Raw genomic sequence first — 26,753 nt, 5'->3', positions numbered from 1 at the left:
CCTCAGCGAGGCTCACAGGACAGCAGAAAGCCCCGCCGGGCATTGCTGCCTGACGGGGCCTGGTGGTGCTACGCGGCAAGAGCCTCCGGGAAGCCCTGTAGCGCTGCCTGCAAGGCTTCCAGCCGCCGTATGCGCTGCCGGATGTGCTCAGTGCCGTTCCCGGCCCTCACAGCGCCGTACAGGGCTTCGAGTTGACGCGTGATGTGCCGCCACTCCAACTCTCGCAAGAACGCTGCCTCTTCTGCCTCGCACTGCGCTTCGAACTCTGCGCGTGTCATATCCTGGTGCCTTCCCTTTGAGAGGGACACCAGCCCGGTCTATCCGCCAAGATCCGGCCGGGCTGGTGCCAACGAACTACGCGGCTTCCGTGACCTCTTCGCGCTTCGGCCGGACAAATTCCAGCTCAATCCGACTCGCCACGTCGTACCCGCCCCTCACGCGTCCCCCATGCGAATTCTTCGTGGGGTTGACCGTGATCTTGTGCACGAACAGTTCTACGAACTTGCGCTTGTCGGCAATGTCAGCCGACTCCCACCATGACCCCTCACCCAACGGGTCACCGTTGTCCGAATCCAGCCAACCGGCCAACGGAAGCTCAATGCTTTCCGGGTCTGCCAGTTCCCCTAGCCGGGTTTCGGCTGCATTGATTCGGGCCTCAATGCGAGCCTTCTTGCCCTTGAATCGATCCCGTCCGATAGTGCCGGAGTAGAGACCGGCGTCTAGGTCGTCGTACAGGTCCGAAAGTGCGTTTTGCGCATCGGCCCTTTCCGCCACTACTTCGGTTCGCTCTGCGGTCGTTTCAGGGCGCTCCTGTGACAGCGAGAACACGCGCGCCGCCTCAGTCACCAGTTCCATGGTTTCTTCGCTCGGGTCGCTGCTAGTCGCGTCTTGAATGACAGCGAAGATGCGCCGGGCCACGTAGTCATCAAGATGACTCTGCATGACGCTGTTCTTGGCTTCGTGCTCCCCCGGCTTCGTTGGGACATTCGTGCCCCTGGTGCAGACGTAAACCGGCTTTGCTCCACTGTTCTGTGCCTTGTCCGGCCTTCCGCACTGGCAAGTGAGAATGGCCTTTCGTTCAGCGTTCCGAAGCCCGCTGAGAAGAGAGGTACCCCGGGCAACCCCCTCACCCTGCCCCCTACTCAGAAGCCAGTCACGGAGTACGAACCACTGTGCCGGGGGAATGATCGGCTCACAGGCCATTTCCGGTCGGCCGTCCTCATCCCGGATGATCCGGAAGCCAAGGAGCGTGCTAGTCCGCGTGCCGTTCTCCCGAATCTTGTAAATCGGCTCAGCGCGCATACCCGCAATGATGGGGTTGAGCAGAATCCACTTGAGGGTCTTGACTGCCCATGCGGAGTCTTTTCGGTCCTTGCCCTTTCGCTGTCCGCGCGTGGGAACTCTCTTGGCTGTCATGTCGTCGCACAGCGCTGACAGAGTTCCGGGGTTTCGCTGGCCCGGCTTCCTGGTGACAGGGTCGTTCATGTGCTTGAAGATGAGCGCGACGATTCGGCGCAGATTCGCGGTCTCGGCTTTGTTGTGAACAAGCCGCATGAGGGTGAGTTTTCCCTCTACGTACGACTCAGCGTCAAAGCCGTAGGGGGTCTGTCCTCCGAGCCATGAACCCTTGGCCCGCTGTGCTGCCTTTACATCACGGACCTTCTTGGACTTGACCGCTGATTCCTTGTTGACGGCATCAAGCCGCATGATCAGGTAAATCAGCGCCATTGTGTCGCGCGGGGCAAACACGCCTTCTGTGACGCTGACAATCGTGATCCCGAGCCTGTGAAGCTCCAGAACAATCGGGGCAGCGTCTTCGATTTCGCGGCGAGAGAATCGGCTGACGTCATAGACAACCAGCATGTTGAAGGCACCAGCGCGGGCAGCCTTGAGCATGTCCTCAAAGCCGGGCCGTTCCGCGTCAGGGTCCCAACCCGAAATGCCGATGTCTTCGAAGTGGCGCACGAACCGGGCGTTCAGCTCAGCGGCCCGACCTTCGTTCGCCGCGCGCTGGGTGAGGGGGGATGCCTCAGTCTTGTTGGTCTTGGCAGAAGACTGCCGTACGTAGCCGACGGCAACAGCTTCGATCGTCGGGGCTGCCAGGAAGGTTCCCGGCATGTCGGGGGTGGCAGTGACCACGCCTCGCTCCTAGGGGTCGTAGGGACCCCCACGGGTCCGCCTCTAGCCCCTGGTGAGCGAGTGGAATGCTGACCGTGGTACCTAAGCGACGAACCCGAAGGCGTTGCCCAGCACCACGTTCGCCGTCTTGCGGCCCACGCCCGGCAGGGTCACCAGGTCCTCCAGGCGGCCCGGGACCCGTCCCCCGAAGTTGTCTCGCAGGGCCGCGGACAGACCCAGCAGCGACTTGGCCTTGGCGCGGAAGAAGCCGGTCGGCCGGATGATCTCCTCCAGATCCTCCGGAACCGCCGCCGCCATGTCCTCCGGCGTCGGGTACTTCGCGAACAGCGCGGGTGTCGTCTGGTTGACCCGCAGGTCGGTCGTCTGGGCCGACAGGACGGTCGCGACGAGCAGCTCGAAGGGGTTGCGGAAGTCGAGCTCGGGATGGGCGTACGGATAGACCTCGGCCAGCTCACGGTTGATCTTGCGGGCGCGGCGCACCATCGCCAGACGCGATTCCGGCTTCCACGGCCTCGGCGCCTTCTCCTTCGCCCGGTCGCCGATCTCGGCCGCCTTTACCGGCTTGGCCGCCTTTACCGACTTCGCCGCCTTTACCGGCTTGACCGACTCGGCGCCCTTCACCTTTTTGCCCGCTTTCGCGGCTTTCTTCGGCGCGGGCGACACTTGTTCGCCCACAGCGGAATTCTGTTCCCCTGACACTCTCCCGGCCCCCTCGGCCTGCGCTCTCACCGGCGAATTGGACACCCGGCCAGCCTAAGCGCCACCACTGACATCCGCCCCGGCCATGGCCGATCACGACCCAATCGGGGCCCTGCCGTACGGACACGCTTACCAGTGCGTCAAACTTGTTGTGATTGATCGCACTGTTTTACCGTCCGGCATCATGGGACCCAACGTCCCTGAGCAGGTCGACATAGGAGAGAACTCGTGGACGACGTTCTGCGGCGCGCCCCGCTCTTCGCGGCGCTCGATGACGAGCAGGCCGCGGAGCTCCGCGCCTCGATGAGTGAAGTGACGCTCGCCCGTGGCGACGCGCTCTTCCACGAGGGCGACCCGGGCGACCGGCTCTACGTGGTCACCGAGGGCAAGGTGAAGCTCCACCGCACGTCCCCCGACGGGCGCGAGAACATGCTCGCCGTCCTCGGCCCCGGCGAGCTGATCGGCGAGCTGTCCCTCTTCGACCCGGGGCCCCGCACCGCCACCGCGACCGCCCTGACCGAGGTCAAGCTGCTCGGCCTCGGCCACAGCGACCTCCAGCCCTGGCTGAACGCCCGCCCCGAGGTCGCCACGGCCCTGCTGCGCGCGGTCGCCCGCCGCCTGCGCAAGACCAACGACCAGATGTCCGACCTGGTCTTCTCCGACGTGCCGGGCCGTGTCGCCCGTGCGCTCCTCGACCTGTCGCGCCGCTTCGGCGTGCAGTCGGAGGAGGGCATCCACGTCGTGCACGACCTGACCCAGGAGGAGCTGGCCCAGCTCGTCGGCGCCTCCCGCGAGACGGTCAACAAGGCGCTCGCCGACTTCGCCGGACGCGGCTGGCTGCGCCTGGAGGCGCGCGCCGTGATCCTGCTGGACGTCGAGCGGCTCGCCAAGCGCTCGCGCTAGCACGCACCGCGTACGCGTACGGCGAAGGGCCGCCCCCGGAGCAGCGGGGCGGCCCTTCGCCGTACGCGTACGTCAGTTCTTCGTGCCGTCCACGATCAGCGGGTTCCCGCTGCCGCCGCCGCACGGCACGGCGTACACCGGGTTCTTCGCGGCCGCCTCCTTGTAGGCGTCGATGCACTGGTTCAGCAGGACCTTGTCGGTCAGCGAGGCGTTGAGGATCTTGTTGGCCCGGGCGATGCCCTCGGCCTCGATCCGGCGGCGCTCGGCCTCCGCCTTCGCCGTACGCGCGGCCTCGGTCGCCCGCTCGGTGGCCTGCTGCTGCTGGATCTTGCGGTCGATCTGGTTCTGGAGCTGGTCCGACGGCTTCACGTTGCGCAGGTTCACGGTCGTCACGTCGATACCGCGCGGGGCCAGGCGCTCCTTGATCAGATCGCCGATCTCGGTGTTGATCTGCTCGCGGGCGGTGGCGTAACCCTCCTCGCTCGTGTGGCGGGCGAAGACGTTACGGATGATCTCCCGGCTGTCGGGGAAGACCAGCCGCTGCTGGATGGCCTCCTCGCTGCCGGCCAGCTTGTACAGCTCGACCGCCTTGGCCGGCGTCACCGCCCACTTCACCGTGACCTCCACGTACATCACGCCGCCCTGCGAGGAGCGGACCTCGACGACGTCCTTGTCGGAGAGGTTCAGGTCGACCGGGCGCGTGGAGAAGGTGGTGACGTTGGTGAACGGCGACGTGACGTTCATGCCGGACGTCATGGGCGCGCCGACCTTGCCGAAGGTGACGGGGACGCCGACCTCGTACGCGCTGATCACGTGCAGGCAGCTGGTGACGGCGGCGAACAGGCCGGCGATCAGCGCACCGGCCGAGCCGAGCTTGAGGCCCCGGCGATCGCTGCCGCGCGCGACGAAGAACAGCACCGCGGCGGCTATGAGCAACAGGATGGACAGGACGAACACGGTGGATCCCCCCAGGGACGGAGCAGAGAAGTAAGCGGAGCGTAAAGCATGGGCCGCCGCCGCTCCCGGCCGAAGCTCCAGCGCCTGGCCCGCCCCAAGGCCCCCCTGGACCCACCAGGCGCCCCAATGCGCCCCAAGCCGCCCGCCCCTCAGATCAAGCCGTGCTCCGTCAGGTACTCCAGCTGGGCCCGCACCGACAGCTCGGCCGCCGGCCACAGGGACCGGTCCACGTCCGCGTACACGTGCGCGACGACCTCCGCCGCCGTCCGGTAGCCGTTCTCGACGGCCGTCTCGACCTGGGCGAGCCGGGTGGCGCGGTGGGCCAGGTAGTACTCCACCGCCCCCTGGGCGTCCTCCAGGACCGGGCCGTGACCCGGCAGCACCGTGTGGACGCCGTCGTCGACCGTCAGCGAGCGCAGCCGCCGCAGCGAGTCCAGGTAGTCGCCGAGCCGCCCGTCCGGGTGCGCCACCATCGTCGTACCGCGCCCCAGGATGGTGTCGCCCGTGAGCACCGCCCCGTCGGCCGGCAGGTGGAAGCTGAGCGAGTCGGCGGTGTGCCCCGGCGTCGGGACGACGCGCAGCTCCAGGCCCCCGACCTCGACCGCCTTCCCGGCCGCCAGGCCCTCGTCGCCGAGCCGCAGCGCCGGGTCCAGGGCACGCACGGGCGTGCCGGTCAGCTCGGCGAACCGTCCCGCGCCCTCGGCGTGGTCCGGGTGCCCGTGCGTGAGGAGGGTGAGCGCGACGCGCTTGCCGAGCCGTTCGGCGGTGTCGACGACCCACCGCAGGTGGGTCTCGTCCAGGGGGCCCGGGTCGACCACGACGGCGAGCGGCGAGTCCGGTTCGGAGAGGATCCAGGTGTTCGTGCCGTCCAGGGTCATCGCGGACGGGTTGGGCGCGAGGACGTTGACGGCACGTTCCGTCGCGGGGCCGGAGACGACGGCTCCGCGCGGCTGTCCGGGGAGCGCGGCGGCGTCGGTCATACGTCCCCGCCTCCCGCGCCGACCCTCTTCGTGAACTCCTCGTGCCCCGGCCAGCTCAGCACCACCTGGTCGCCCTCCAGACGCGCCTGTGCCAGTACGGGAGTGAGGTCCTGCTCCCTGGCCCCCTCCAAAGCCTCCTGGGGCGTCCCGTAGCGCTCCAGGGCCCTCAGCGTGGCGATCGTCGGCGGCATCATCAGCAGCTCGCCCCGGTCGTATCCCGCCGCCGCGTCCGCCGGGCGGATCCAGACCGTGCGGTCCGCCTCCGTCGAGGCGTTGGAAGCGCGCTGTCCCGCGGGGAGGGCGGCCACGAAGAACCACGTGTCGTAGCGGCGCGGCTCGAACTCCGGGGTGATCCAGCGCGCCCAGGCGCCCAGCAGGTCGGAACGGAGCACCAGGCCCCGCCGGTCCAGGAAGTCCGCGAACGCCAGCTCCCGGGCCACCAGGGCCGCCCGGTCCGCCTCCCAGTCGTCGCCCCGCGTGTCGGCGACGACCGAGCCGGCGGTCGGCCCGGCGAGCAGGACGCCGGACTCCTCGTACGTCTCGCGCACCGCCGCGCACACGATGGCCTGCGCCTCGGCCGGCTCCGCGACCCCGAGCCGGGCCGCCCACTCGGCCGGTGACGGCCCCGCCCACCGCACCGGGTGCTCGTCGCGTGGGTCGACGCCGCCACCCGGATAGGCGTACGCGCCACCGGCGAAGGCCATGGAGGTGCGCCGGCGCAGCATGTGCACCTCCACGCCCTCGCGCAGGAGCAGCACGGTCGCGGCCCGCTTCGGCGTCACCGCCGTGAGCGTGCCGCCGGCGAGCGCGCGGATGCGGTCGGGCCACTCCGGTGGGTACCACTGACCATTGGGCATGGCCGGATGCTATGCGCATCCGCCGAGATGTTCGAGAGGAAAGGTGGGTACGGCAACGGCCCCGCACCCACCCGGGCACGGGACCGTAGAGGAGGACGTCGACGCTCAGTCCTGGACCAGCTCCACCTGGATCTCCACCTCGACCGGCGCGTCCAGCGGCAGCACCGCGACGCCCACCGCGCTGCGCGCGTGCACGCCCTTGTCGCCCAACACCTCGCCCAGCAGCTCACTGGCGCCGTTGAGGACGCCCGGCTGCCCGGTGAAGTCCGCCGCGGAGGCGACGAACCCGACGACCTTCACGACCCGCGCGATACGGTCCAGGTCCCCGGCGACCGACTTCACGGCGGCCAGCGCGTTGAGCGCGCAGATCCGCGCGAGCTTCTTGGCCTCCTCCGGGGTGACCTCGCCGCCCACCTTGCCGGTGACCGGAAGCTTGCCGTCCACCATCGGGAGCTGACCCGCCGTGTACACGTACACGCCCGACTGGACCGCCGGCTGGTACGACGCCAGCGGCGGCACCACGTCGGGGAGGGTCAGGCCGAGTTCGGCGAGGGTCGCCTCCACACGGCCCGTCACGGCTTCTCCCGCTTCAGGTAGGCCACGAGCTGCTCGGGGTTGTTCGGCCCGGGGACGACCTGGACGAGCTCCCAGCCGTCCTCGCCCCAGGTGTCCAGAATCTGCTTGGTCGCGTGCACGAGAAGGGGCACGGTCGCGTATTCCCACTTGGTCATGGAGCCGACTGTAGCCGCTGCCGAAGACAGCCTCCCGCTCAGGCGCCCCCTGGGGGGACCGGTCGGCGGGCGGGGCCATGACCCGCCCAATCCGACCCGGGGGCGACTGGCCCATGGCACGACTGGTTAGGCTCGAATACGTGAGCAGGCTCCAGGTCGTCAGCGGCAAGGGCGGTACCGGTAAGACGACGGTCGCCGCCGCCCTCGCGCTCGCCCTCGCGACCGAGGGCAAGCGGACTCTCCTCGTGGAGGTCGAAGGCAGGCAGGGCATCGCACAGCTCTTCGAGACGGAGGCGCTTCCTTACGAGGAGCGGAAGATCGCCGTCGCGCCGGGCGGCGGGGAGGTGTACGCGCTGGCCATCGACGCCGAACGCGCGCTCCTCGACTACCTCCAGATGTTCTACAAGCTCGGCTCGGCGGGCCGCGCGCTCAAGAAGCTCGGCGCCATCGACTTCGCGACCACCGTCGCGCCGGGCGTACGGGACGTGCTGCTGACGGGCAAGGCGTGCGAGGCGGTACGCAGACGGGAGAAGGAGGGGGGCAAACAGGGGGGTTTCGTGTACGACTACGTCGTCATGGACGCCCCTCCCACCGGCCGCATCACCCGCTTCCTGAACGTCAACGACGAGGTTGCCGGTCTCGCGAAGATCGGTCCGATACACAATCAGGCCCAGGCCGTGATGCGGGTGCTGAAGTCCCCGGAGACGGCCGTCCACCTGGTGACGCTCCTGGAGGAGATGCCGGTCCAGGAGACCGCCGACGGCATCGCCGAGCTGCGCGAGGCCGACCTGCCGGTGGGCAGCGTCGTCGTGAACATGGTCCGCCCGCACGTCCTGGACGAGGACGCGGTACGGGCGGCGGCGGGCGACCACCGCAAGGGCATCGCCAAGGCGCTGGCCGCGGCGGGCATCAGCGGCTCGGACCGGCTGGTCGGCCCGCTCCTGGACCAGGCCGCCGAGCACGCGCAGAGGGTGGAGCTGGAGCGGGAGCAGCGGGAGGCGCTGGCGAAGCTTCAGGTGCCGACGTACGAACTGCCCTTCCTCGGGGAAGGGGCGGACATCGCCGGTCTCTACCGGCTGGCCAAGGAACTGAGGAAGCTCGGGGTGGGCGCATGACTCTCGACGGGGCTCCCGGCCTGGAGGTCGACCCACTGCTCGACGACCCGGCGACGCGCATCATCGTCTGCTGCGGCGCGGGCGGTGTCGGCAAGACGACGACGGCCGCCGCCCTGGGCGTACGGGCGGCGGAGCGCGGCCGCAAGGTGGTCGTCCTGACCATCGACCCGGCCCGCCGGCTCGCCCAGTCGATGGGCATCGACCAGCTGGACAACGTTCCGCGCCGGGTCGACGGCATCAAGGGCGACGGCGAACTGCACGCGATGATGCTCGACATGAAACGCACCTTCGACGAGATCGTCGAGGCGCACGCCGATCCCGCGCGGGCCGGCGCCATCCTGGGCAACCCCTTCTACCAGTCCCTGTCGGCCGGTTTCGCGGGCACGCAGGAGTACATGGCGATGGAGAAGCTGGGCCAGCTGCGGGCGCGCGAGGAGTGGGACCTGATCGTGGTCGACACCCCTCCGTCCCGTTCCGCGCTGGACTTCCTGGACGCGCCGAAACGGCTGGGGTCGTTCCTGGACGGGAAGTTCATCAAGCTGCTGATGGCGCCGGCGAAGGTGGGCGGCCGGGCGGGGATGAAGTTCCTGAACGTCGGCATGTCGATGATGACGGGCACCCTGGGCAAGCTGCTGGGGGGTCAGCTATTGCGCGACGTACAGACCTTCGTGGCCGCGATGGACACCATGTTCGGCGGCTTCCGTACGCGGGCGGACGCGACCTACCGGCTCCTTCAGGCTCCCGGAACGGCCTTCCTGGTGGTGGCCGCGCCGGAGCGGGACGCGTTGCGGGAGGCGGCGTACTTCGTGGAGCGGCTGGCGGCGGAGCGGATGCCGCTGGCCGGGCTGGTGCTCAACCGGGTGCACGGCAGCGGGGCCGGCCGGCTGTCCGCCGAGCGGGCGCTGGCCGCGGCGGAAAATCTTGAAGAGGGCCGCATTGTGGATCAGGGGGCCGGGAAGACTGGTGTTCGTGGCCCCGAGGCGACCTCTCCCGCGCCCGAGGCCCCCGGAACCACAGCAGCACGACGCTCCGGCGCTTCCACCGCTGCCGATGGCACCGTCACCACAGTCACCACCGCCACGCCGCCCGCCGTCGCGGAACTGACCGCGGGTCTGCTGCGCCTGCATGCCGAACGGATGCAGGTGCTCGCGCGGGAACAGCGCACGCGCGACCGGTTCACCGCGCTCCACCCCGAGGTGGCGGTGACCGAAGTGCCCGCGCTTCCCGGTGACGTACACGATCTGGCGGGCCTCCGCGCCATCGGTGACCGTCTCGCGGCAGGGCACCGCTGACCGTACGGCGGCGTCCAGGACCGGTCCGGCGGCCCGGCTCGGCCCAGCCCGAACCTGTCGTACCGCTACTCCACTGCTCCCCCAGTGCTACCCCACTGCCGCGTACGTCTCGTACGTCTCGTCGTCGTCCAGCGCGACGGGCAGGATGCCCGCGCTGCGCTCGTACTCCGTACGCGCGGTCTCCAGCAGCCGGCGCCAGGAGGTGACGGTCGGCCGCCGCCGCAGCAGTGCGCGGCGCTCACGTTCCGTCATACCGCCCCACACGCCGAACTCGACGCGGTTGTCCAGCGCGTCGGCCAGGCACTCGGTCCGCACCGGGCACCCGGTGCACACCGCCTTGGCCCTGTTCTGCGCCGCTCCTTGTACGAACAGTTCATCCGGATCGGTTGTGCGGCAGGCGGCCTGCGCACTCCAGTCAGCTACCCAGCCCATACCGGCGCCGTCCTCTCCCGAATCGAGGCTCCCCCACGGCGGCAGCGGCATATTCACCGCCACCAGTTGAGGACGTTACGGAAGGTGGGCACAGCGCAACACCCCCTTCGGGCCCAATCTTGAATGGTCCGAACGGACTATGCGTACGCGGCAGATCACCCAGGGGAGTGAGCGATAGACATATGTAATGAACGCCGTAGAGCAGGGCACTTCAGATGCGCCACAAAGGGCGGGTGCTGACGCATGAGGCGGAAACGGACATGGCCCGGCGCGGCTCGGGATCACGGAGGGTCATGCCGAGGGGTCATACGGGGGGTCATACGGAGGTGCAACTGCTGTGACAGGTGTGACCAGCTTAGGCCAACGCCTGCCCACGTGTCCGGAAAACGAGTAAGGGAGCCCCCACAGGAGCCCCACAGGAGCCCCGCAGGAGCCCCGCAGGAGCCCCACAGGCCGCACCAGGCGCCCCCACCAGGAGCCCCACATGTCACAACCTCGTACGCGAACATCCCGTAAGGCACCCGCTCCCTCAGAACGCCACCACCGACGGATTAGGCTTCCCCCATGCCAAAGAAGCGCTCGGGCGGTGGCCTGACCGGAGCCCAGCAGGCCGCCAAGTTCGTCGGTGTCAGCGTGCTCGCCGGAGCCGTACTGGCGGGCATCGCCCTGCCCGCCGCGGGAGCGCTGGGGCTCGCGGCGAAGGGCACGGTCCAGGGGTTCGACGAGATCCCGGCCAATCTCAAGCGGCCCCCGCTGAGCCAGCGCACCACGATCCTGGACTCGCAGGGCGGCCAGATCGCCACGGTCTACTCCCGTGACCGCACGGTCGTGGACCTCAAGGACATCTCCCCGTACATGCAGAAGGCGATCGTCGCAATCGAGGACTCGCGCTTCTACGAGCACGGCGCCATCGACCTCAAGGGCGTACTGCGCGCGCTCAACCGCAACGCCCAGTCGGGCGGGGTCGCGCAGGGCGCCTCGACGCTTACCCAGCAGTATGTGAAGAACGTCTTCGTGGAGGAGGCCGGCGACGACCCCGACAAGGTCGCCGAGGCCACCCAGCAGACCCTCGGCCGCAAGATCCAGGAGCTGAAGTACGCGATCCAGGTCGAGGAGGAGCTCGGGAAGAAGAAGATCCTCGAGAACTACCTCAACATCACCTTCTTCGGTCAGCAGGCGTACGGCATCGAGGCCGCGTCCCAGCGGTACTTCTCCAAGGCCGCCAAGGACCTGAACCTGGAGGAGGCGGCGATGCTGGCCGGGATCGTCCAGTCGCCGAGCCGCTACGACCCCGTGAACGACGTGGAGGAGGCCACCAAGCGCCGCAACGTCGTCCTGTCGCGTATGGCGGCCGTCGGCGACATCAGCGAGGCGGAGGCGGAGCGCGCGAAGGCCACCCCGATCCAGCTGAAGGTCAGCAAGCCGAAGAACGGCTGCATTACCGCCGTGGACGGGGCGGGCTTCTTCTGCGACTACGTACGCGAGGTCTTCCTCTCCGACCCGGTCTTCGGGAAGGACCGCGAGGAGCGCAACAAGATCTGGAACCGCGGCGGCCTGACGATCAAGACCACGCTCGACCCGCAGGCGCAGAAGTCGACCCAGGAGTCGATCAAGGACCACGTCTACCAGACCGACAAGGTCGCCACGGCCGTGACGATGGTTCAGCCCGGCACGGGCAAGATCCTGGCCATGGGCCAGTCCCGGCCGTACGGCTTCGGGAAGAACGAGACCCAGATCAACTACTCGGTCGACAAGGGCATGGGCGGGTCGAACTACGGCTTCCCGGTCGGTTCGACGTTCAAGCCCTTCGTGGCGGCCGCCGCCGTCGAGCAGGGCAAGCCGCCGACGCAGGTGTATTCGGCGCCGTTCGAGATGCCGTACCCGAGCTCCATCTCCACGTGCAGCGGCAAGCCGTGGAAGAACTACGGTGGCAAGCAGCGGCTGGAGAACGAGAACGAGTCCGAGGTCGGCCCGTACGCGCTCAAGGACGCGATGGCCATGTCGGTCAACACGTACTTCGTGCAGATGATCGAGGACATCGGCCTGTGCCCGGTCGTCGAGATGACGGACAAGCTGGGCGTGGTGCAGGGCAACGGCACGAAGCTGCCCGAGGAGCCGTCACCGCTCACGCTCGGCTCCACCGGCATCTCGCCGCTGACCATGGCCAACGCGTACGCGACGTTCGCCAACCGCGGCACGTACTGCACGCCGACCGCCATCGAGTCCATCAAGACGGCGGACGGCAAGAGCCTGGCCGTCCCGAAGACCAACTGCACCAAGGCGATGTCGGAGCGGACGGCCGACACCATCAACAACCTGCTGCGCGGTGTGATCGACTCCGGTACGGGCCAGTCGGCGGGCCTCAGCAGCCGCGACAACGCCGGCAAGACCGGTACGACGGACGGCCGCAAGAACGCCTGGTTCGTGGGCTACACCCCGAACCTGTCGGGCGCCGTGTGGGTCGGCTCGCCGAGCCAGGACGTGGAGATGCAGTACATCACCATCGGCGGCCAGTACCACGACAAGGTCTTCGGCGGAAAGGTGCCGGGCCCCATCTGGAAGGACGCCATGACGGGCGCCCTGGACGGCCACGAGGCGCCGGACTTCGTCGACGTCCACATCCCCGACACCCCGAAGAACGGCAAGGGCAAGGTGAAGCCCGGCGACAACAAGCCGGGGGGCGGCACGGGCGGCGACGACGGCGACGGGGACGACAACAAGCCCGGTGGGGGCGGTGACAACCCGTGGGACGGGATCACCATCCCGCCGGACATGATCGGCGGCGGCAACCAGCGCGGCCAGGGCAACGGCGGCGGCTGGCGCTGAGACAGGAAGGGGCGCCCCACCGGATCTCCGGTGGGGCGCCCCTTTCTCGTACGTGGGCGTCAGGCGACGGACAGCGCCCCCAGAGCGCGCCCCGGAACAGCCGCCGCCGGCCCGCGCGCCGGCTCCCTGGACCGGGGCGCCCGCCAACGAAGCCCGACCCCGGCCGCGACCCCGCCGGGGCCCGCGCCCGCCTCGGGGCCTCGGCAGTCCTCCGCAGGCCCTCAGCCGGCCAGGAGTTGCTTGACCACGGCGGCGACGCGACCGCCTTCCGCGCGGCCGGCGACCTTCGGGTTCACGATCTTCATCACGGCGCCCATGGCTCGCGGGCCCTCGGCGCCGGCCGCCTTGGCCTCCTCGACCGCCTGGGCCACGATCTGCTTCAGCTCGTCGTCGCCGAGCTGCTGCGGCAGGTACGCGTCGAGGATGACGCCCTCGGCCTTCTCACGCTCGGCCTGCTCGGCCCGGCCGCCCTGCTCGAAGGCCTCGGCCGCCTCGCGGCGCTTCTTCGCCTCCTTGGCGATCACCTTCTGGACCTCGTCGTCGGAGAGCTCGCGCGCCTGCTTGCCCGCGACCTCCTCCTTGGTGATGGCGGCGAGGGTCAGCCGGAGGGTCGAGGAGCGCAGCTCGTCGCGCGCCCTGATCGCCTCGGTGAGGTCTTCCTTCAGCTTGGACTTGAGCGTGGTCATGCGGACAAGTGTGGCAGGTGCGACGCCCCGTACGCCCGCGCATTTTTCGCGCCCTCGCCGTTCTGGGACGATGGACGCATGCGCGCGCGATACGGAGTTCCCCTGAAAGTCACCGCAGGAATCGCAGCGGTCGGCGCGGCCGGCCTGGCCTACGCCGCCGGGTTCGAGGCCCGTTCCTTCCGGCTGCGCCGGATCACCGTGCCCGTACTGCCGCGGGGGACACGGCCCTTGCGGGTGCTTCAGGTCTCGGACATCCACATGGTGAGCGGTCAGCGCAAGAAGCGGGCGTGGCTCCAGTCGCTGGCCGGGCTGCGGCCGGACTTCGTGGTCAACACCGGTGACAACCTCTCCGACCCGGACGGCGTACCGGAGGTCCTCGACGCGCTCGGCCCGCTGATGGACTTCCCCGGCGTGTACGTCTTCGGCTCCAACGACTACTACGGCCCCAAGCTCCGCAACCCGGCCCGCTACCTGATCGAGAAGGCCCAGGGACGGCACGGCCTGAACGGCAACGCGCCGGCCGTCGGAGCCGTGCACAACCCGTGGGAGGAGATCCGCGACACCTTCGACACGGCGGGCTGGCTGAACCTCAGCAACACGCGCGGCCGGCTGAAGCTGGACGGCCTGGAGATCGCGTTCACCGGCCTGGACGACCCGCACATCAAGCGCGACCGGTACGAGCAGGTCGCCGGCGGCCCGGAGCCGGACGCCGACCTGTCCCTGGCCATCGTGCACGCCCCGTACCTGCGCTCCCTCGACGCCTTCACGGCCGACGGCTACCCGCTGATCCTGGCGGGCCACACGCACGGCGGACAGCTGTGCATCCCCTTCTACGGGGCGCTGGTCACCAACTGCGACCTGGACACCGACCGCGTCAAGGGCCTGTCCACCCACCGCGCCGGCGGCAACACCGCGTACCTCCACGTCTCGGCGGGCTGCGGCACCAACCGCTACACCCCCGTCCGCTTCGCCTGCCCGCCGGAAGCCACGCTCCTCACCCTCACCCCACGGGACTGATCACCCTCCTCTACCGTGGAGGGATGACTGCGCCCTTTTCGACGCATGTGCCCGCATCTGCGGTCGTCCCTCCGGTCCGCCGGCCGTACGCCGCCGCCTTCCGCGCCCTGATCGCGCTGGCGGCGGTCACGGGGATCGTCATCGACATGGTCCTGGGCAATCCGGGCCGGGCGCTCAGCTACTTCACGATCCAGAGCAACCTGCTGCTCGCGGCCGTCCTCGCCCTGTCGGCCCACCGCGCCTGGTCGGCCCGCCCGCCGCTGCCGCCGCGGGTCACGGCCGGCGCGCTGCTCCTGATCTCCATCACGGGCCTCGTCTACCACCTGATCCTGGCCGACGACGCCGCCGCGTTCTCCATGACCGGCTCCCCGGCCGGCCCCCACGAGGTCGCCAACCAGCTCCTGCACACCGTGACCCCGCTCGCCACCCTGCTGGACTGGCTGCTCCTCACCCGCCCCGGCGGCCTGCGCCTCCGCGACGCCGCTCTGTGGCTGCTCTACCCCCTGGCGTACCTGATCTTCGCCCTCATCCGCGGCGCCCTCCTCTCCCCCGGCACCCCGGCCCGCTACCCGTACCCCTTCCTGGACGTCCCCACCCACGGCTACGCCGGCGTACTGAAGGACGCCGTGGTGCTGGGCCTGCTCTTCTACGCCCTGGCCCTGGCCGTGGTCGGCCTGGACCGGGTCAGGCCCTACCTGCGAGGCCGCGAAAACCGGATTTCGTCTCCGGGCGCCGGTGGGCTAAAGTAAACGACGTCGCCGGGACACACGGTGACATCGGGGTGTAGCGCAGCTTGGCAGCGCGCTTCGTTCGGGACGAAGAGGTCGTGGGTTCAAATCCCGCCACCCCGACAGGGAAGTACCAGGTCAGGCCCGGTGCTGAGAGATCAGCACCGGGCCTGATTTGCTTTGTGGCCCCGTTTTGGGAGCCGTTTGGGAGCCAACTTCCAGAAACCGGCTCCCGGCGGCTCCCAGCGAGCGGCCGTCCGCCGTCCAGCCCGCTCTTTGCCGCTCACGCCGGGAAAGGGTCATCCCTACGGTTGTGCGAGGCCGATCACAGGCGATACGACGATCGCCATGCACCGATGGTCTCCGTTAAATGACCGGCAGCTCGCACTCCTCACCCGCATCGGGGACGGAGCCGACCCCGTCACGTCGGACAGCCCAGAGTTCGCTCTCACCGCCCGCGCGCTCAAGGAGCGGCGTCTGATCACCATGCCCAAGCAGGATGGGAAGTGGCAGGCGGAGATCACTGACGCGGGGCGCTTCTACCTGGAACACGGCCATCACCCGGACCGGCCGGAACCAGCACCGCGCAAGCAGCGGTCGGCGGGTTCCGAGCAACGGACACGACCGGCCCCTCCTCCGCAGAAGCGAGAAACAGCTCCGTCCACGACGAAGCCGGCGCCGCAACGCGCCGCCAAACCCCCGCAGGCGTCGTCGGCGGAAATCGGGGCCGCCTTGATCGCGGAAGTACAGCAGGCTGGGCGGTTCCTCCGGATCCCGAACCCCAGCGACCAGGAGCGAGCCCGCTACCGCAGGGCCTTCGACGCGGCCCGGCAGTGTGCGCCCGAGGGGTACCACCTGAAGTACAGCGGCCGGGCCAAGGGGGACTTCTTCCTCGGTCTGCTCAGAGTGTCCGGGGAGGACGACACCGAGTGGAATCGGATCCGGCTGGCGCGCAGCCGGGTGATCAGCGATGTCGAGGACGTGATCGCCGCTGTCACTGCGGACCACAGCGCCTTCGAGATCTCGGAGGAGGTTCTGCCGCGAGTCCTCTCGCTCCTGCGGCTCCTCGCCGAGCAGGCACTCGCCCGCCACGGCGAGATCACGGTGTCCAAGAAGCGCAAGCAGCCCAGGCCCCTGCTCACCGTTCACGGCAGGACGTACGAGGTCGGCTTCCGCGAGCGGCAGAAGCAGATCCGGTACGTGCCCAAGCAGCCGGGCCGTCGTACGTACGGCTGGCAGCGGGTGACGCCAGCGCACAGGTTCGAGCCGTCCGGCGAGCTGGAAATGCTGATCAGTGAGCACTCGGGCTACGGCCATGGCTACGGCTACGGCTGGAAGAAGGAATGGGCCGACACCGCCAAGAAGCCGTTGGAGGAGCAGGTCGGTTCGGTGTTCCGGGCGCTGAAGGCGCGCGCGGAGGAGCAGGAGCGGGCTCGGCTGGAACGGGAGGCGGAGCAGCGGCGCCTGCGAGAGGAGCGGGAGCGGCAGGAGGCGGAGCGTCGGCGTCTGGAGGCGGAGCGGGAGGAGCGCGAGAGGCGGGAGTGGGAGTCAGCCGTCAGTGCCGCCTCGATCAAGGCCGTTCACGCCCTACGTGCGGAGCACTTCGGCACAGCCCTGGAGCAGTGGAAGGTGGCTGGAGAGATCCGGGTGTTCTGCGTCGCTCTGGACGAAGCCGCCGCCACATCGGACGACGCCGTCGAAGCCGAGAGGCTGCGGGAGTGGTCGGCTTGGGGGAAGGCGGAGGCCGACCGGCTGGACCCCACCATGAACGGCAGGGGCCTGGCCGTTCTCGACTTCCACGCGGAGCCGACGGGAGATCAGCTACGGCCCTTTCTCGGCGGCTGGAACCCGCACCGGCCGGAGAGGGAGCAGCCTGCGGCACGGCCCGAGCCGCCGAAGCCGACCCCTGAGCCGTGGCGCGGCTCTATCGACGCACGTCAGGATCAAGGCTGGCGATATGGACGCCAAGGTCGCGCTCAATGGTGGAGGCGATGACGCCGTGCCCACGGTCGCGTAGGGCCTTGACCGCCTTCTCCACCAGCTGGCCGAGCCGGATGACCTCTTCGCGCAGTGCGACCAGCTCGTCGTAGCGCTCAGCCTTGTCCTCGCCGCACCACACCCGGACGGTCCGCAGGACGGCCGCCTCCGCATCCAACTTGCGGTCGTCCCGACGACGGTAGGAGTACCAGGAGGGCTGTGCGCGCTCCTGCTCGATGTCCTGCTGCTTGCGGTCCACCTCCGGGAGGATCTCGTCGGCGAGGCGGCCCGCCACCTGACGGGCGCCGCGTTCGGTGACCGGCCAGCCGGCCAGGCACGTGCCGGCGCTGTCCTCGTGCACCATCGGGTCACTGCGGAGCGCGGTGGCGTCCATGCCGATGAGCGGCGCCGTCTCGTCGAGTCGGCTCAGTTCCAGAACTCCCGCGTCCGCCACCCCTCGGCGGAGGCGCAGCCTGTTCTTCGGCCGGACGAACCCGAGGATCAGGCGCGCGGCCTCGAACTCCGTGCTGCCTCGTACGTGGCGTGACGCTTCGGTCAGTCTGAGCTCTGCCTCGTCATCCGCGCGGAACGCGTCGACGTCTGGCCACGGTGCTACGAGGCAGCCGGGGCTGACCCATTCCTGCAGGCCGGCATCATCCCCTTCCAGGAACCGGACGTGGATCCAGCCAGACCTGCCACGACCGCCCACCCGGACGATCTCCACCTGCCTGACAGGGCTGCCCAGCTCCTTCGGCCTCGCGCGGTATGCCCAGTGCTCGCCAATCTCCATGTACCTATTGAGCCAGGTCCGTTGGCCCCGCTACTGGGCAATCGTCGTAACTGCTGGAGTGAGACGGCCGCGCGGAGTTGACGCGGCCTCGCGGAGGCATCACGGACATGGCTGTGCCCTCCGGGAGTGGTCACCGGAGGGCACAGCACTTTTATTGCTACAACTTGACGGGCACCCGTGACACCTCGCGTGCCCGCAGGAGATCACTCAGCACACGCACTGGTGACGTGGCACTCATGGCCAAACGTGCGTCGAGCGCTGCCTCCCACTGCTCGGTCAGCCCCAGCATGAGGCGCTTGCGCATACCTGGGGTGACGTGGGCGTAGCGCGCCGAGACCGAGCCGTCGATGTGGCCCATGCGTTCGTCCATGAGCACCTTCTCGGTTCCCAGGTCCTCCATCATCGTCCGGTGGGTGTGGCGGAGGCCGTGGGGCGTGAGTCCCTTGGCTATCGGGAGCCAGCAGGCGTCGGCTCGTTCGCTGGCACCTCGCCCTCGGGCCGGGACGCCGGGCCACGGCTCGCCGAGTAGGGGCACCGGCCGTGGCTCCTGTGGTGCCTTCTTCGGGTACCAGCCGGAGACCGCCGGCGTGAACAGCCAGGTTGCGAAACCGTTCCTGCGCCAGTGGGCGGCATGCTCCGGTACGACGCCGCCCCGGACGAACCGGAGGTCCGCAATGGCCTGCTCGACCTTCTCTCGCGTGGCCTCGGTGACGCGTTCGGGGTGGTTGAGCACGTTGGACACCGTGCCGGTCGAGACGCCGGCACGGCGGGCGACGTCGACGAGCTTCGCGCCTTGGTGGCCGCCTGTGCGGGCCGCGCCCTGTCCTCGGAAGACGTAGGTCTTGCCGTGGCAGGGGCACGGCTTGGGCTTCGTGCGGGCGATGTGGTTGGCGACCAGCGCCGACAGCCAGTCCATCGAGTCGATGGTGCGGTAGCTGTCGTCCTTCGGCGGGCAGCGCACCAGCTCCCCCGTGTCGAGCTCGTACAGCTGCCACTCGACCCGGACGGCTCCAGGGCGGACGAACGCGGTCTCCAGACCGACGATCTCGCCCCATCGCATGCCGGTGTACCCCTTGAGAACCACGGCGACGAACTCGTCGTCACGGCCGGAGAGCAGGGCGGCGCGCTCGGCGGTCAGCAGGATGCCGAGCGCATCGGTGACCACCTTCTCCGGACCACGGTCTCGGGAGCGGCCGGCGCGCTTACCCCGTCCGCGCCGCCGAGCGGCCGGGTTGGACGTGATCAGGCCCTCGTCGATCGCGTCCTCGAAGATCAGGTGGAGCGTCGAGCGCCAGGTCTTTACGCTGGAGGCCGCGTAGAGGGCCTTCTCCTTCTTCTCCCACAGGTCGACGTCCGTGCGCAGGATGCCGGCGAGCGCCTTGTCCTCGAACTCGGGGAGCAGGTGCCCCTCGATGTGGCGCTTGTAGTTCTGCATGGTCGAGGCCGCCAGGTCCTGGGCCTCGTACCAGCGGTTCGCGTACTCGCCGAAGGTCTCCTGGCCGAGCGCCGGGTCGCGCCAGTCGCCGCGACGGTACTTGTTCTCGGCCTCGGCCGCTGCCCGTTGGGCCTCGCCCTTGGTGGCGAACCTGATCGCCTTGCCGTTCTCGTCGACGACCGTGTTGTGCTTGCCGGGCGCGACCTTGTACCTGCCGCGCCAGTAGTTTCCGCGCTTCTCCGCGAAACCCAAGTTCCGCTGTCCCCCTCTTGGTTGTCCTCGGCTACGGCAGGTTCGATCGGGTCACGCGACAGTGCTGTACTGCTGCTGTCGACGCGGCGGGCGGGCCCGCAGGCGAGTCGCCGGCGCCACGGCAGGGCGGCGACGTGGCGCGGAGCCGGTCTGCGTACCGGGCCCAGAGAGCGGCTCGGTCGCCCGTGCGGGTGTCTGCGCGGGCTGGGCCGGCCGCTCCTCGTAGAGACGGATGATCTCGGCGAGGTGCTCGGCGGTGAAGCGGTAGGCGCGGCCGACCCGGGTGTGCGGGATCAGACGCCGTCGCGCGCGGTCCTTGACCCACCAGGCCGAGCAGCCGAGGGTGTCGGCGATCTCCTCGGGACGGTAGAGGCGGGGTGGAGGGGCGTCGGACGGCCTGTGGGGGATGGGCGTGGGTCGGTGCAAGGGGGCGGCTCCTGGTCGCGAGGGCGAGGACGGATGCGTGAGCGGCTCAGGTGGCGCCCGGGCCCTGGAGGAGGGCGAGGGGCGATACCTGCAGGGCTTCGGCGATGGCGACGAGGTCGTCAATATCGCATCGCCGCTTGGCGAGTTCGATGCGGGACAGCATCGTGTTGGACATAGGACGGCCCAATGCGGAACATCACGCGGCGAGTTGGCGCTGCCCAAGGCCGCGCTCCGTGCGGAGGATTTCGATGATGCGAGCCGCCAGCATTCCTGCGGGCCCTATTTCCAGAGATCGTGCTGCCATGGCTCCAGTTGTAGCGTGCATTCGCCGGTTTGGTTAACCGGCGATCGTCGGCTATGTTGCGCCGCGCTCAATCGGTGAGCGAGGCGGTCGGGGTGCTGCGCAAGGCCGGATCCCCGAACGGGCCCCGACACCAGAGAGCCTCTCTGACGTGGGGTGTTGTGCTGTAGCTTCGTCGCTCGCAGGACGTCAACGGCTTGCCGATGTGATCCTTCTGGCTCGGGATGCGGGGCAACTATTTGGTCAACCGCCGATCGTGCCCTACCGTTTTCGCACCGCCCTCTCCGTCTCGATTTCCAGCGGCATTTCTGCCGTGAGAGATTGCGCCGGATAGGGCTGGACTTGCGCGCCGTGGGTGTGGCTATGTTGACGACACCCCGGAAAGCGCGAGCGGCCATCAACGCTCCCGCGTCAACGGCCGGACATCCCCGCCCTTCACACCCGTCTCCGCCCCGACCGACGGTGAACCGTGGGCGCCCAGCCCACCGGCCACCGAGTGAGGACCGCCCCTCTTGGCACGAATCCGCACCATCAAGCCGGAAGCCTTCGTCTCCGAGTCACTGGCCGCCGTCTCCCTGACCGCCGAGCGCACCTTCTTCGGCCTGCTCACCCAGGCTGACGACCAGGGGCGCCACCGCGACCACGCCGCGATCATCGCCGGGCAGCTGTGGGTTCTGCGCCCGGAACACACGCCTGGCGCTGTCGAGCAGGACCTCGCCCAGCTCGCCGACGCTGGGCTGATATGCCGCTACAAGGGTCCGGGCGACAAGCGCTACCTGCACATCGTCACCTGGCGGCAGCATCAGAAGATCAATCGCCCCAGCGCGAGCCGTCTTCCCGCCTGCCCGCACCACGACACGCAGACTCGCACCGCGCCCGGCGTCGGCGCGCCAGCTGCGGGAGTCGGCATCACGGAGCCCGCACCGCAGCCTCACGGAGCCCTCCGTGAGGACTCCGGGCGAATGCGCGAGTCTGCGGTGAATCCGGTCGCCGATGATGAAACAGCAGGTCAGAACGATCTCCGTGAGCCCTCCGTGAGGCAGCGGGGAGGGCTCCGTGAGGGAGCGGTGACACTTCAGCGTCCGGATCTAGGACCTAGGATCATGGATCTAGGAAATACCCCTTCGGGGGGCGCAAGCGCCCCCGCACCGCACGCCGTCTCGGCCAACGAGCTCATCGCCGAGTACGCCGCCGCTTGCACACACCGTCCGCCCAAGGACGTCCTGGGCCATCTCGCTCGCGAGGTGCGCAAGCTGCTCGGCGAGGGCATCGCCCCCGCCCACATCCGGGCCGGCCTGGAACGGCACCGCGCCAAGGGCCTGCACCCCAGCACTCTGCCGAGCCTCGTGCACGAGGTCATGAACGCGGCCCCCGCCGCGCCGGTTGTCCACAGGGCGTGGACAAACCCCGCCGATGCCGAAGCCGCCTACGGAGGTGACCTCTGACCGCCACCCTCACCCGCGAGCCCCACCGGGTCGGCCCGCTCGCCGACCGGCTCAACGGCATCCTTGCCAGTCGCGGCATCGACCTCGCCACCGCCGCCGTCGAGGAAGGGCACGCCGAGCCCGTCACCGCGCTGGAACTCGCCGACGCCAGGATCCCAGCCCGCTACCGCCGAGCCCTGGCCGACCACCCGAAGGTCACCGCCTGGGCCGACGAGATCGCCCGCGCCGGACGCCCCGGCCCCGGCGGGCCGGGCATCGCCGAAGGCCCGTCGCTGCTGATCGCCGGCCCCACGGGCACCGGCAAGACGTACCAGGCGTACGGCGCCATCCGCACCCTGCTCGCCCGAGGGGTCCGTCTGCGCTGGGAAGCGACCACCACCGCCGACTTCCACGCGCGCCTGCGCCCCCGCGCCGGCCACGACGCCGAACGTGAGCTGCAGACCCTGGCGCGCTGCCCGCTGCTGTTCCTGGACGACCTCGGCGCGGCCAAGACCAGCGAATGGACCGAGGAGTTGACCTACCGGCTCATCAATCACCGGTACGAGCACATGCTCCCGACCCTCATCACGACCAACCTTCCGATGGAGCAGCTGCGCGTCACCCTCGGTGACCGCGTCGCCTCCCGCCTCGCCGAGATGACGGAGCGCGTCATCCTCGACGGCCCCGATCGACGACGCCGCACAGCGCCCGCCGCCTGACTGGCCGCCTCAGCGCCCTCTCCTGGCCGACCCCGCCGCATCACCCGCGCTCACACCAGCCCCGCCCGCGCCAGCCACTGGCGCAGGCGGTTGCTCAGCGCTCCGTCGATTCGCCCTCGCCCTCAATCCTCGACGCCTTGGAGCCCCCTCCTGCCTCCTCACAGCCCCGTCCACCTCGCCATACGGATCAGCGGCACGCCGCTCCTCGCTGACTGGGCCACCTCCCCGGTGATGACCGTGGCGCTCCTCATCCCGCCCGTGCTGCTCGTCCTGCTCGCCGTGTGGCTGATCCGCCAGCAGCGCCGCCGGCGGCATCAGACCAACCGCTGGCGCGGGACTGTCGCGGTGCCGGTCGCGGCCGTGGCCGCGCTCGGCTGCACCGCGTACAGCGCGGACACCAGCTGGCGGTTCGCCGCCGACTACCTCGGCATGGGCGGCACCGCCGAGCGCGTCGCGATGTTCGCCGCCGCCGAGCTGGCCCTGTTCGCCACCGCCCTGATGGCCCGGCAGAACCTCAACGGCCCGAAGCAGGCCCCCGGCCTGCCCGGCACCCTCACCTGGGTCATCACCGCAGTCCAGGTTCTGCCCGCCTACGCCGAGTCCGGGCTCGTCGGTGGCACCGTGCGGGCCTTCGTCGGCCCGGTCATGGCTGCGATGCTGTGGCACCTGGCCATGGGCATCGAGCTGCGCCACCGTGCCCCCGACGCCGCCTCACGCGGCCTGGCCGCCGTTCTCGTCCGCCAGGCACGCGAACGCCTACTGGCCCGGCTCGGCATCGCCGACCAGGACGCCGATGCCGCCCGCCTCATCCGCGACCGCGCGTTGAGCGAAGCCGTCGCCCTGATCCTGCGCGCCGAGTCGATGACCGACCACCAGCGTGGCAAGCGGCGGCAACGACGCCTGGCAGAACGCCTGCACGAGGCCCTGGAACGGGCCGGCGTCGACAGCGACCCGCTCCAGGACAAGCTGCTGCTGCGCAAGCTCGCCACCCGCAAGCAGGCCCTCGGCCTCGCCTCCATCACGCTGCCGCCGCGCTGGCAGATTCCGGCCTCGTCCCCCACCCGCGAATCCGGGCACAGCCGCCCGCGCCCCGGCCGCCCGGAAGCACTGCCGCGGGCAGAGGACGCTGCCCGCCCACACCCATCAGACCTGGGCGACGACGAAGTGCCTCCGTCTGCCCGCCCACAGCCTGCCCGCCCGGAGCCCGGGCCGCCCGCACGGGCAGGAACTGAAGACAGCCGGGCGCTCACGGGCAAGACCTCGGGCAGCCCTTCGGGCAGGCGCGAGCGGAAACCGGCTGCCCGGAAGAAACGCGACGCTGGCAAAGCCCGTGCCTCCGACGAGGTCATCCTCAAGCACGCTCGCCGCATCTACGAGGAGACCGGCAGCGTCGGACGCGACCGGGTCGAGGACGCCCTGCGCGCCGCCGGCTACACCGTCTCCAGCGACGGCGTCGGACGAGTCGTCCGCGAGTTCAAGGCCCAGCTCAAAGCCGCAGCCGACCATCCACCCCGCTGATCCCCGCAGCACCAGCGCCCCCGACCACACCCCGACCCGAAAGGCCCCATGCAGACCCCGCACCACGAAGACCCCATGGCTCCCGAGGAATCCCTGCCGTCTAATCCTGCCCCAGGCGGAGCAAGTTGGTGCAGGAGCATTGCTCCCGTCGGTAGCAATGCTCCTGCCTCTCCCACGTCGGCAGCGGCGGGAGCGGATCGGCACCGGGAGGCGCCGACCCATCAGGATGCGACCGAGGGCGGATCGCATCCTGAGAGGGAAGAACCGCGTCCCTGCAACAGCACCGACTGCGCTCACGCTGCCCCGTCGAAGCCCCGTGTGCAGCAACGTGAACGTCTGCGTGATGAGAAGAAGCGTGTGCACCAGCCCAGCTGCCGCATGAACGACGACGAGTACCAACTCCTCCTCCGGGCAGCCGCCGTGTGCCACATGAGCGTGGCCGGGTTCCTTGCCCGCTCGGCGCTCAACGCTGCCCGCGACCTGGAGCGCACCGCTGCGGACATCGCGGGCGAGAAAGAGATGCTGCAGGAGCTGTTCGCGCTGCGGCGACACCTCGGGCAGATCGGCAACAACCTCAACCAGGTGGCCAAAGCGCTGAACTCCGGAGCCGACGCCCCGCAGGCCGAGGCGGTCCTCGCCGCTGTCCAGCGCGCCGCCAAGCGTGTCGACGCCTTCACCCAGCAGTACCTGGACCACAGGACGGCTGCGTGATCCCGCGCGTCCACGCCAGGGGCACGCGCACCATCGGCCTGCTCCACTACCTGTACGGGCCCGGCACGCATGAGGAGCACGTCGACCCGCACCTGGTGGCCGCCTGGGACGGTCTTGCCCCCGATCCCGGCCGAGACCCCGGCGCCACGTACGGCGATCTCCAGCGGCTGCTCGACCAGCCGGTGATGGCCCTGCCCGAGAGCCGGCGGCCCGCCGAGCACGTGTGGCACCTGTCGGTACGCGCCGCCCCCGAAGACCCGATCCTGTCGGACGAGCAGTGGGGCGAGATAGCCCGCAGGATGGTCGCCGCAACCGGTATCGCCCCCGACGGCGACGAAGCCGCCTGCCGCTGGGCGGCCGTCCGGCACGCCGACGACCACATCCACATCATCGCCACCATCGTCCGTGAGGACGGCCGCCAGGCCCGCCTTCGCCAGGACGGCAAACGCTCCCAGGCCGAAGCCCGCAAGATCGAGATCGACTACGGGCTGCGCCGCCTAAGCACCGGCGACGGCACTGCCGCCCAGCGGCCTACCAGCGCCGAACGCCACAAGGCAGAGCGGGAAGGCCGGGAGCGTACCGCGCGGGAGGAGCTGCGGGAGACCGTGCGCCGCGCCGTTGCTGGCACGGCCTCCACGGAGGAGTTCTTCGACCGCCTGGCCGCCGCCGGCCTGCTCATACGCAAGCGCGTCGCGCCCTCCGGTGACCTGTTCGGCTACAAGGTCGCGCTGCCCGACGACCGCAACGGCGAGCAGGAGCCGGTGTTCTACGCGGGCTCCACGCTCGCACCCGATCTGTCCCTGCCCCGCATCCGCGAACGCTGGACGCTTCCCGCGGAGCCCGCTTCGGCGGACGGCTCACGGCTGGAGCAACCCGCCCTGCCGGACGTGACAGGTCCCGCGTTCGCGCGGCGCCGGGCCACCGCCGCTACCTGGCAGGCCCTGCTGATCATCGATGCCGGTGACGACGGCTCGGCAGCGGCCCAGATCGCCGCGGCGGGTGAGGTGCTGGACGCGCTGGCCAAGACCTCCGCCGCCCACACCCGCGCTGAGCTGCGCGAGGCGGCGTTCGTGTTCGAGCGGGCCAGCCGCTCCCACGTGAAGGCCGTACGCGGGCACGACCGCTCCCTGCGCCAGGCCGCCCGCGATCTCGTCCGCAGCGGGCCCGCCCTGGGCCGAGGGGAAGACGGCGCCACCACCGCCATGCTCATCGACATGGCCTTCTTCCTCGTCATCGCTGCGGCGAACTGGCATGCAAAGAGGGAGCACGCGCAGCAGGCTGCCGCAGCCCAGCAGGCAGCCGAACACCTTCGGGCAGCCTACGAAACCGCCGCAGCCCAGCCCATGGCCACCCTCCGACAGCGAGGCCAGCGTCTGACTCCCCGTGTTCGGCAGCGGCAAGCCGAGCTTCTCCAGCAAGTCCTGCCAGATCTGGCCGAACGCATCCGTGCCGAGGCCGGCTGGGCCGCCTTGGCCGCCACCCTCGACGACGTCCGCAAGGCCGGCCATGACCCGGCGGTTCTACTGACCGACGCCGCCCGACGACGCGAACTCGATACCGCTGACTCCATCAGCGACGTCCTCGTATGGCGACTACGCCGCGGCGCCCACCTGCTGGCCCTACCCGCAAGCCCCGACGGAACGGCCACCCCAGGCACTCGGCTCACCGCACCCCCGGCGCCCACCACGCGACCGGCCAACAGCGCCGTAACCGACCCCAGCCGTCGGCGCTGACCAGCCAAGAACTGGCGGAACATAGCCGACGATCGCCGGTTGGGCAAACCGCCGATTCTCCGGATCATTGATGCCCCCACCCACCCCACTCCTGTGAGGAGCACC

23 protein-coding genes, 1 tRNA gene and 2 pseudogenes are annotated in these 26,753 nt (G+C 69.7%); 13 read left to right on the top strand and 13 right to left on the bottom strand.

The features are described 5' to 3' along the window. Positions 1–354: 354 nt before the first annotated feature. Together AMK26_RS24805 and AMK26_RS24800 are read right to left on the bottom strand one after the other, a co-directional pair. The gene (locus tag AMK26_RS24805) at positions 355–2,139 is read right to left on the bottom strand and encodes a recombinase family protein (protein WP_079277786.1); all 1,785 of its coding nucleotides are present in this window, start codon (positions 2,137–2,139) and stop codon (positions 355–357) included. A 93-nt stretch (positions 2,140–2,232) separates the two neighbouring features. After that, a pseudogene (locus AMK26_RS24800) lies at positions 2,233–2,883 on the bottom strand (endonuclease III domain-containing protein); the annotation flags it as partial. A 183-nt stretch (positions 2,884–3,066) separates the two neighbouring features. Between AMK26_RS24800 and AMK26_RS24795 the strand changes: the two are divergent. Next, the gene (locus AMK26_RS24795; RefSeq protein WP_073756902.1) at positions 3,067–3,741 is read left to right on the top strand and encodes a Crp/Fnr family transcriptional regulator; all 675 of its coding nucleotides are present in this window, start codon (positions 3,067–3,069) and stop codon (positions 3,739–3,741) included. Between the two features lie 72 nt (positions 3,742–3,813). Here AMK26_RS24795 and AMK26_RS24790 read toward each other — a convergent pair whose 3' ends face one another. The 5 genes from AMK26_RS24790 to AMK26_RS36395 form a co-directional block, all read right to left on the bottom strand. Continuing rightward, complete coding sequence (locus tag AMK26_RS24790) at positions 3,814–4,698, bottom strand: prohibitin family protein (RefSeq protein ID WP_073756901.1); 885 nt, start codon at positions 4,696–4,698, stop codon at positions 3,814–3,816. Between the two features lie 149 nt (positions 4,699–4,847). Then, complete coding sequence (locus tag AMK26_RS24785) at positions 4,848–5,678, bottom strand: MBL fold metallo-hydrolase (protein ID WP_073756900.1); 831 nt, start codon at positions 5,676–5,678, stop codon at positions 4,848–4,850. Then, positions 5,675–6,535, bottom strand: a complete 861-nt coding sequence (locus AMK26_RS24780; protein ID WP_073756899.1) for an NUDIX hydrolase — start codon at positions 6,533–6,535, stop codon at positions 5,675–5,677. Before AMK26_RS24780 ends, AMK26_RS24785 begins: the two co-directional genes overlap by 4 nt. Before the next feature lie 105 nt (positions 6,536–6,640). Then, positions 6,641–7,111 (bottom strand): RidA family protein, encoded by a 471-nt coding sequence (locus AMK26_RS24775; protein ID WP_073756898.1) that lies wholly within the window; start codon positions 7,109–7,111, stop codon positions 6,641–6,643. After that, the gene (locus tag AMK26_RS36395; RefSeq protein ID WP_019992579.1) at positions 7,108–7,266 is read right to left on the bottom strand and encodes a DUF4177 domain-containing protein; all 159 of its coding nucleotides are present in this window, start codon (positions 7,264–7,266) and stop codon (positions 7,108–7,110) included. Before AMK26_RS36395 ends, AMK26_RS24775 begins: the two co-directional genes overlap by 4 nt. A 140-nt stretch (positions 7,267–7,406) precedes the next feature. On the opposite strand from AMK26_RS36395, the gene AMK26_RS24765 reads away from it, so the two are divergent. Next, a complete protein-coding gene (locus AMK26_RS24765) occupies positions 7,407–8,381 on the top strand; it encodes an ArsA family ATPase (RefSeq protein ID WP_073756897.1) in 975 nt (324 codons plus the stop codon). After that, the gene (locus tag AMK26_RS24760) at positions 8,378–9,673 is read left to right on the top strand and encodes an ArsA family ATPase (protein ID WP_073756896.1); all 1,296 of its coding nucleotides are present in this window, start codon (positions 8,378–8,380) and stop codon (positions 9,671–9,673) included. Before AMK26_RS24765 ends, AMK26_RS24760 begins: the two co-directional genes overlap by 4 nt. Positions 9,674–9,760: 87 nt before the next feature. Here AMK26_RS24760 and AMK26_RS24755 read toward each other — a convergent pair whose 3' ends face one another. After that, positions 9,761–10,105: a WhiB family transcriptional regulator gene (locus AMK26_RS24755; protein WP_058940833.1), complete on the bottom strand. Its 345-nt coding sequence runs from the start codon at positions 10,103–10,105 to the stop codon at positions 9,761–9,763. 564 nt (positions 10,106–10,669) lie between these two features. Here AMK26_RS24755 and AMK26_RS24745 point away from each other — a divergent pair. Further along, positions 10,670–12,931, top strand: coding sequence for a transglycosylase domain-containing protein (locus tag AMK26_RS24745; RefSeq protein ID WP_073756894.1), 2,262 nt, complete (start codon positions 10,670–10,672; stop codon positions 12,929–12,931). Between the two features lie 221 nt (positions 12,932–13,152). Here AMK26_RS24745 and AMK26_RS24740 read toward each other — a convergent pair whose 3' ends face one another. Then, positions 13,153–13,617: a GatB/YqeY domain-containing protein gene (locus AMK26_RS24740; protein WP_073756893.1), complete on the bottom strand. Its 465-nt coding sequence runs from the start codon at positions 13,615–13,617 to the stop codon at positions 13,153–13,155. A gap of 78 nt (positions 13,618–13,695) precedes the next feature. Between AMK26_RS24740 and AMK26_RS24735 the strand changes: the two genes are divergently transcribed. The 4 genes from AMK26_RS24735 (at position 13,696) to AMK26_RS24720 (ending at position 17,357) form a co-directional block, all read left to right on the top strand. Beyond that, positions 13,696–14,634: a metallophosphoesterase gene (locus AMK26_RS24735; protein WP_073756892.1), complete on the top strand. Its 939-nt coding sequence runs from the start codon at positions 13,696–13,698 to the stop codon at positions 14,632–14,634. Between the two features lie 23 nt (positions 14,635–14,657). Next, positions 14,658–15,383: a Pr6Pr family membrane protein gene (locus tag AMK26_RS24730; RefSeq protein ID WP_107421034.1), complete on the top strand. Its 726-nt coding sequence runs from the start codon at positions 14,658–14,660 to the stop codon at positions 15,381–15,383. Positions 15,384–15,411: 28 nt separating this feature from the next. Continuing rightward, positions 15,412–15,485, top strand: a tRNA-Pro gene (locus AMK26_RS24725). Between the two features lie 225 nt (positions 15,486–15,710). Next, positions 15,711–17,357 (top strand): PE-PGRS family protein, encoded by a 1,647-nt coding sequence (locus AMK26_RS24720; RefSeq protein WP_073756891.1) that lies wholly within the window; start codon positions 15,711–15,713, stop codon positions 17,355–17,357. Here the strand turns inward: AMK26_RS24720 and AMK26_RS24715 are convergent. From AMK26_RS24715 to AMK26_RS36390, 4 genes and pseudogenes are all read right to left on the bottom strand, one after another. Next, a complete protein-coding gene (locus AMK26_RS24715) occupies positions 17,287–18,129 on the bottom strand; it encodes a PE-PGRS family protein (RefSeq protein ID WP_073756890.1) in 843 nt (280 codons plus the stop codon). The two genes, AMK26_RS24720 and AMK26_RS24715, sit on opposite strands and share 71 nt — an antisense overlap. Before the next feature lie 157 nt (positions 18,130–18,286). Continuing rightward, positions 18,287–19,816, bottom strand: a complete 1,530-nt coding sequence (locus tag AMK26_RS24710; RefSeq protein ID WP_073756889.1) for a LacI family DNA-binding transcriptional regulator — start codon at positions 19,814–19,816, stop codon at positions 18,287–18,289. Positions 19,817–19,867: 51 nt separating this feature from the next. Beyond that, the gene (locus tag AMK26_RS24705; RefSeq protein WP_198944150.1) at positions 19,868–20,242 is read right to left on the bottom strand and encodes a helix-turn-helix domain-containing protein; all 375 of its coding nucleotides are present in this window, start codon (positions 20,240–20,242) and stop codon (positions 19,868–19,870) included. Positions 20,243–20,288: 46 nt separating this feature from the next. Beyond that, a pseudogene (locus tag AMK26_RS36390) lies at positions 20,289–20,546 on the bottom strand (helix-turn-helix domain-containing protein). Positions 20,547–21,055: 509 nt separating this feature from the next. On the opposite strand from AMK26_RS36390, the gene AMK26_RS24695 reads away from it, so the two are divergent. The 5 genes from AMK26_RS24695 to AMK26_RS24675 all read left to right on the top strand — a co-directional run bounded on the left by AMK26_RS24695 (position 21,056) and on the right by AMK26_RS24675 (position 26,648). Beyond that, the gene (locus tag AMK26_RS24695; protein WP_073756887.1) at positions 21,056–21,988 is read left to right on the top strand and encodes a hypothetical protein; all 933 of its coding nucleotides are present in this window, start codon (positions 21,056–21,058) and stop codon (positions 21,986–21,988) included. Then, a complete protein-coding gene (locus AMK26_RS24690) occupies positions 21,985–22,686 on the top strand; it encodes an ATP-binding protein (RefSeq protein WP_073756886.1) in 702 nt (233 codons plus the stop codon). The genes AMK26_RS24695 and AMK26_RS24690 overlap by 4 nt, the downstream gene beginning before the upstream one ends. A gap of 231 nt (positions 22,687–22,917) precedes the next feature. Beyond that, positions 22,918–24,204: a hypothetical protein gene (locus AMK26_RS24685; protein ID WP_198944149.1), complete on the top strand. Its 1,287-nt coding sequence runs from the start codon at positions 22,918–22,920 to the stop codon at positions 24,202–24,204. A gap of 357 nt (positions 24,205–24,561) precedes the next feature. Beyond that, the gene (locus tag AMK26_RS24680; RefSeq protein WP_241838045.1) at positions 24,562–24,915 is read left to right on the top strand and encodes a plasmid mobilization protein; all 354 of its coding nucleotides are present in this window, start codon (positions 24,562–24,564) and stop codon (positions 24,913–24,915) included. Further along, positions 24,912–26,648, top strand: a complete 1,737-nt coding sequence (locus tag AMK26_RS24675; RefSeq protein ID WP_073756883.1) for a relaxase/mobilization nuclease domain-containing protein — start codon at positions 24,912–24,914, stop codon at positions 26,646–26,648. The genes AMK26_RS24680 and AMK26_RS24675 overlap by 4 nt, the downstream gene beginning before the upstream one ends. Positions 26,649–26,753: the final 105 nt, after the last annotated feature.

Origin of the sequence: Streptomyces sp. CB03234, assembly GCF_001905885.1 — a bacterium.
Classification (GTDB): Bacteria; Actinomycetota; Actinomycetes; order Streptomycetales; family Streptomycetaceae; genus Streptomyces.
This window is presented reverse-complemented; position numbering and strand designations above follow the sequence as displayed.

Bases quoted from the DNA above. Each gene is read 5' to 3' on its own strand.
- AMK26_RS24785 (WP_073756900.1), bottom strand. From the start codon at position 5,678: ATGACCGACGCCGCCGCGCTCCCCGGACAGCCGCGCGGAGCCGTCGTC.
- AMK26_RS24780 (WP_073756899.1), bottom strand. From the start codon at position 6,535: ATGCCCAATGGTCAGTGGTACCCACCGGAGTGGCCCGACCGCATCCGC.
- AMK26_RS36395 (WP_019992579.1), bottom strand. From the start codon at position 7,266: ATGACCAAGTGGGAATACGCGACCGTGCCCCTTCTCGTGCACGCGACC.
- AMK26_RS24760 (WP_073756896.1), top strand. From the start codon at position 8,378: ATGACTCTCGACGGGGCTCCCGGCCTGGAGGTCGACCCACTGCTCGAC.
- AMK26_RS24755 (WP_058940833.1), bottom strand. From the start codon at position 10,105: ATGGGCTGGGTAGCTGACTGGAGTGCGCAGGCCGCCTGCCGCACAACC.
- AMK26_RS24745 (WP_073756894.1), top strand. From the start codon at position 10,670: ATGCCAAAGAAGCGCTCGGGCGGTGGCCTGACCGGAGCCCAGCAGGCC.
- AMK26_RS24740 (WP_073756893.1), bottom strand. From the start codon at position 13,617: ATGACCACGCTCAAGTCCAAGCTGAAGGAAGACCTCACCGAGGCGATC.
- AMK26_RS24735 (WP_073756892.1), top strand. From the start codon at position 13,696: ATGCGCGCGCGATACGGAGTTCCCCTGAAAGTCACCGCAGGAATCGCA.
- AMK26_RS24730 (WP_107421034.1), top strand. From the start codon at position 14,658: ATGACTGCGCCCTTTTCGACGCATGTGCCCGCATCTGCGGTCGTCCCT.
- AMK26_RS24720 (WP_073756891.1), top strand. From the start codon at position 15,711: ATGCACCGATGGTCTCCGTTAAATGACCGGCAGCTCGCACTCCTCACC.
- AMK26_RS24715 (WP_073756890.1), bottom strand. From the start codon at position 18,129: ATGGAGATTGGCGAGCACTGGGCATACCGCGCGAGGCCGAAGGAGCTG.
- AMK26_RS24685 (WP_198944149.1), top strand. From the start codon at position 22,918: ATGACCGTGGCGCTCCTCATCCCGCCCGTGCTGCTCGTCCTGCTCGCC.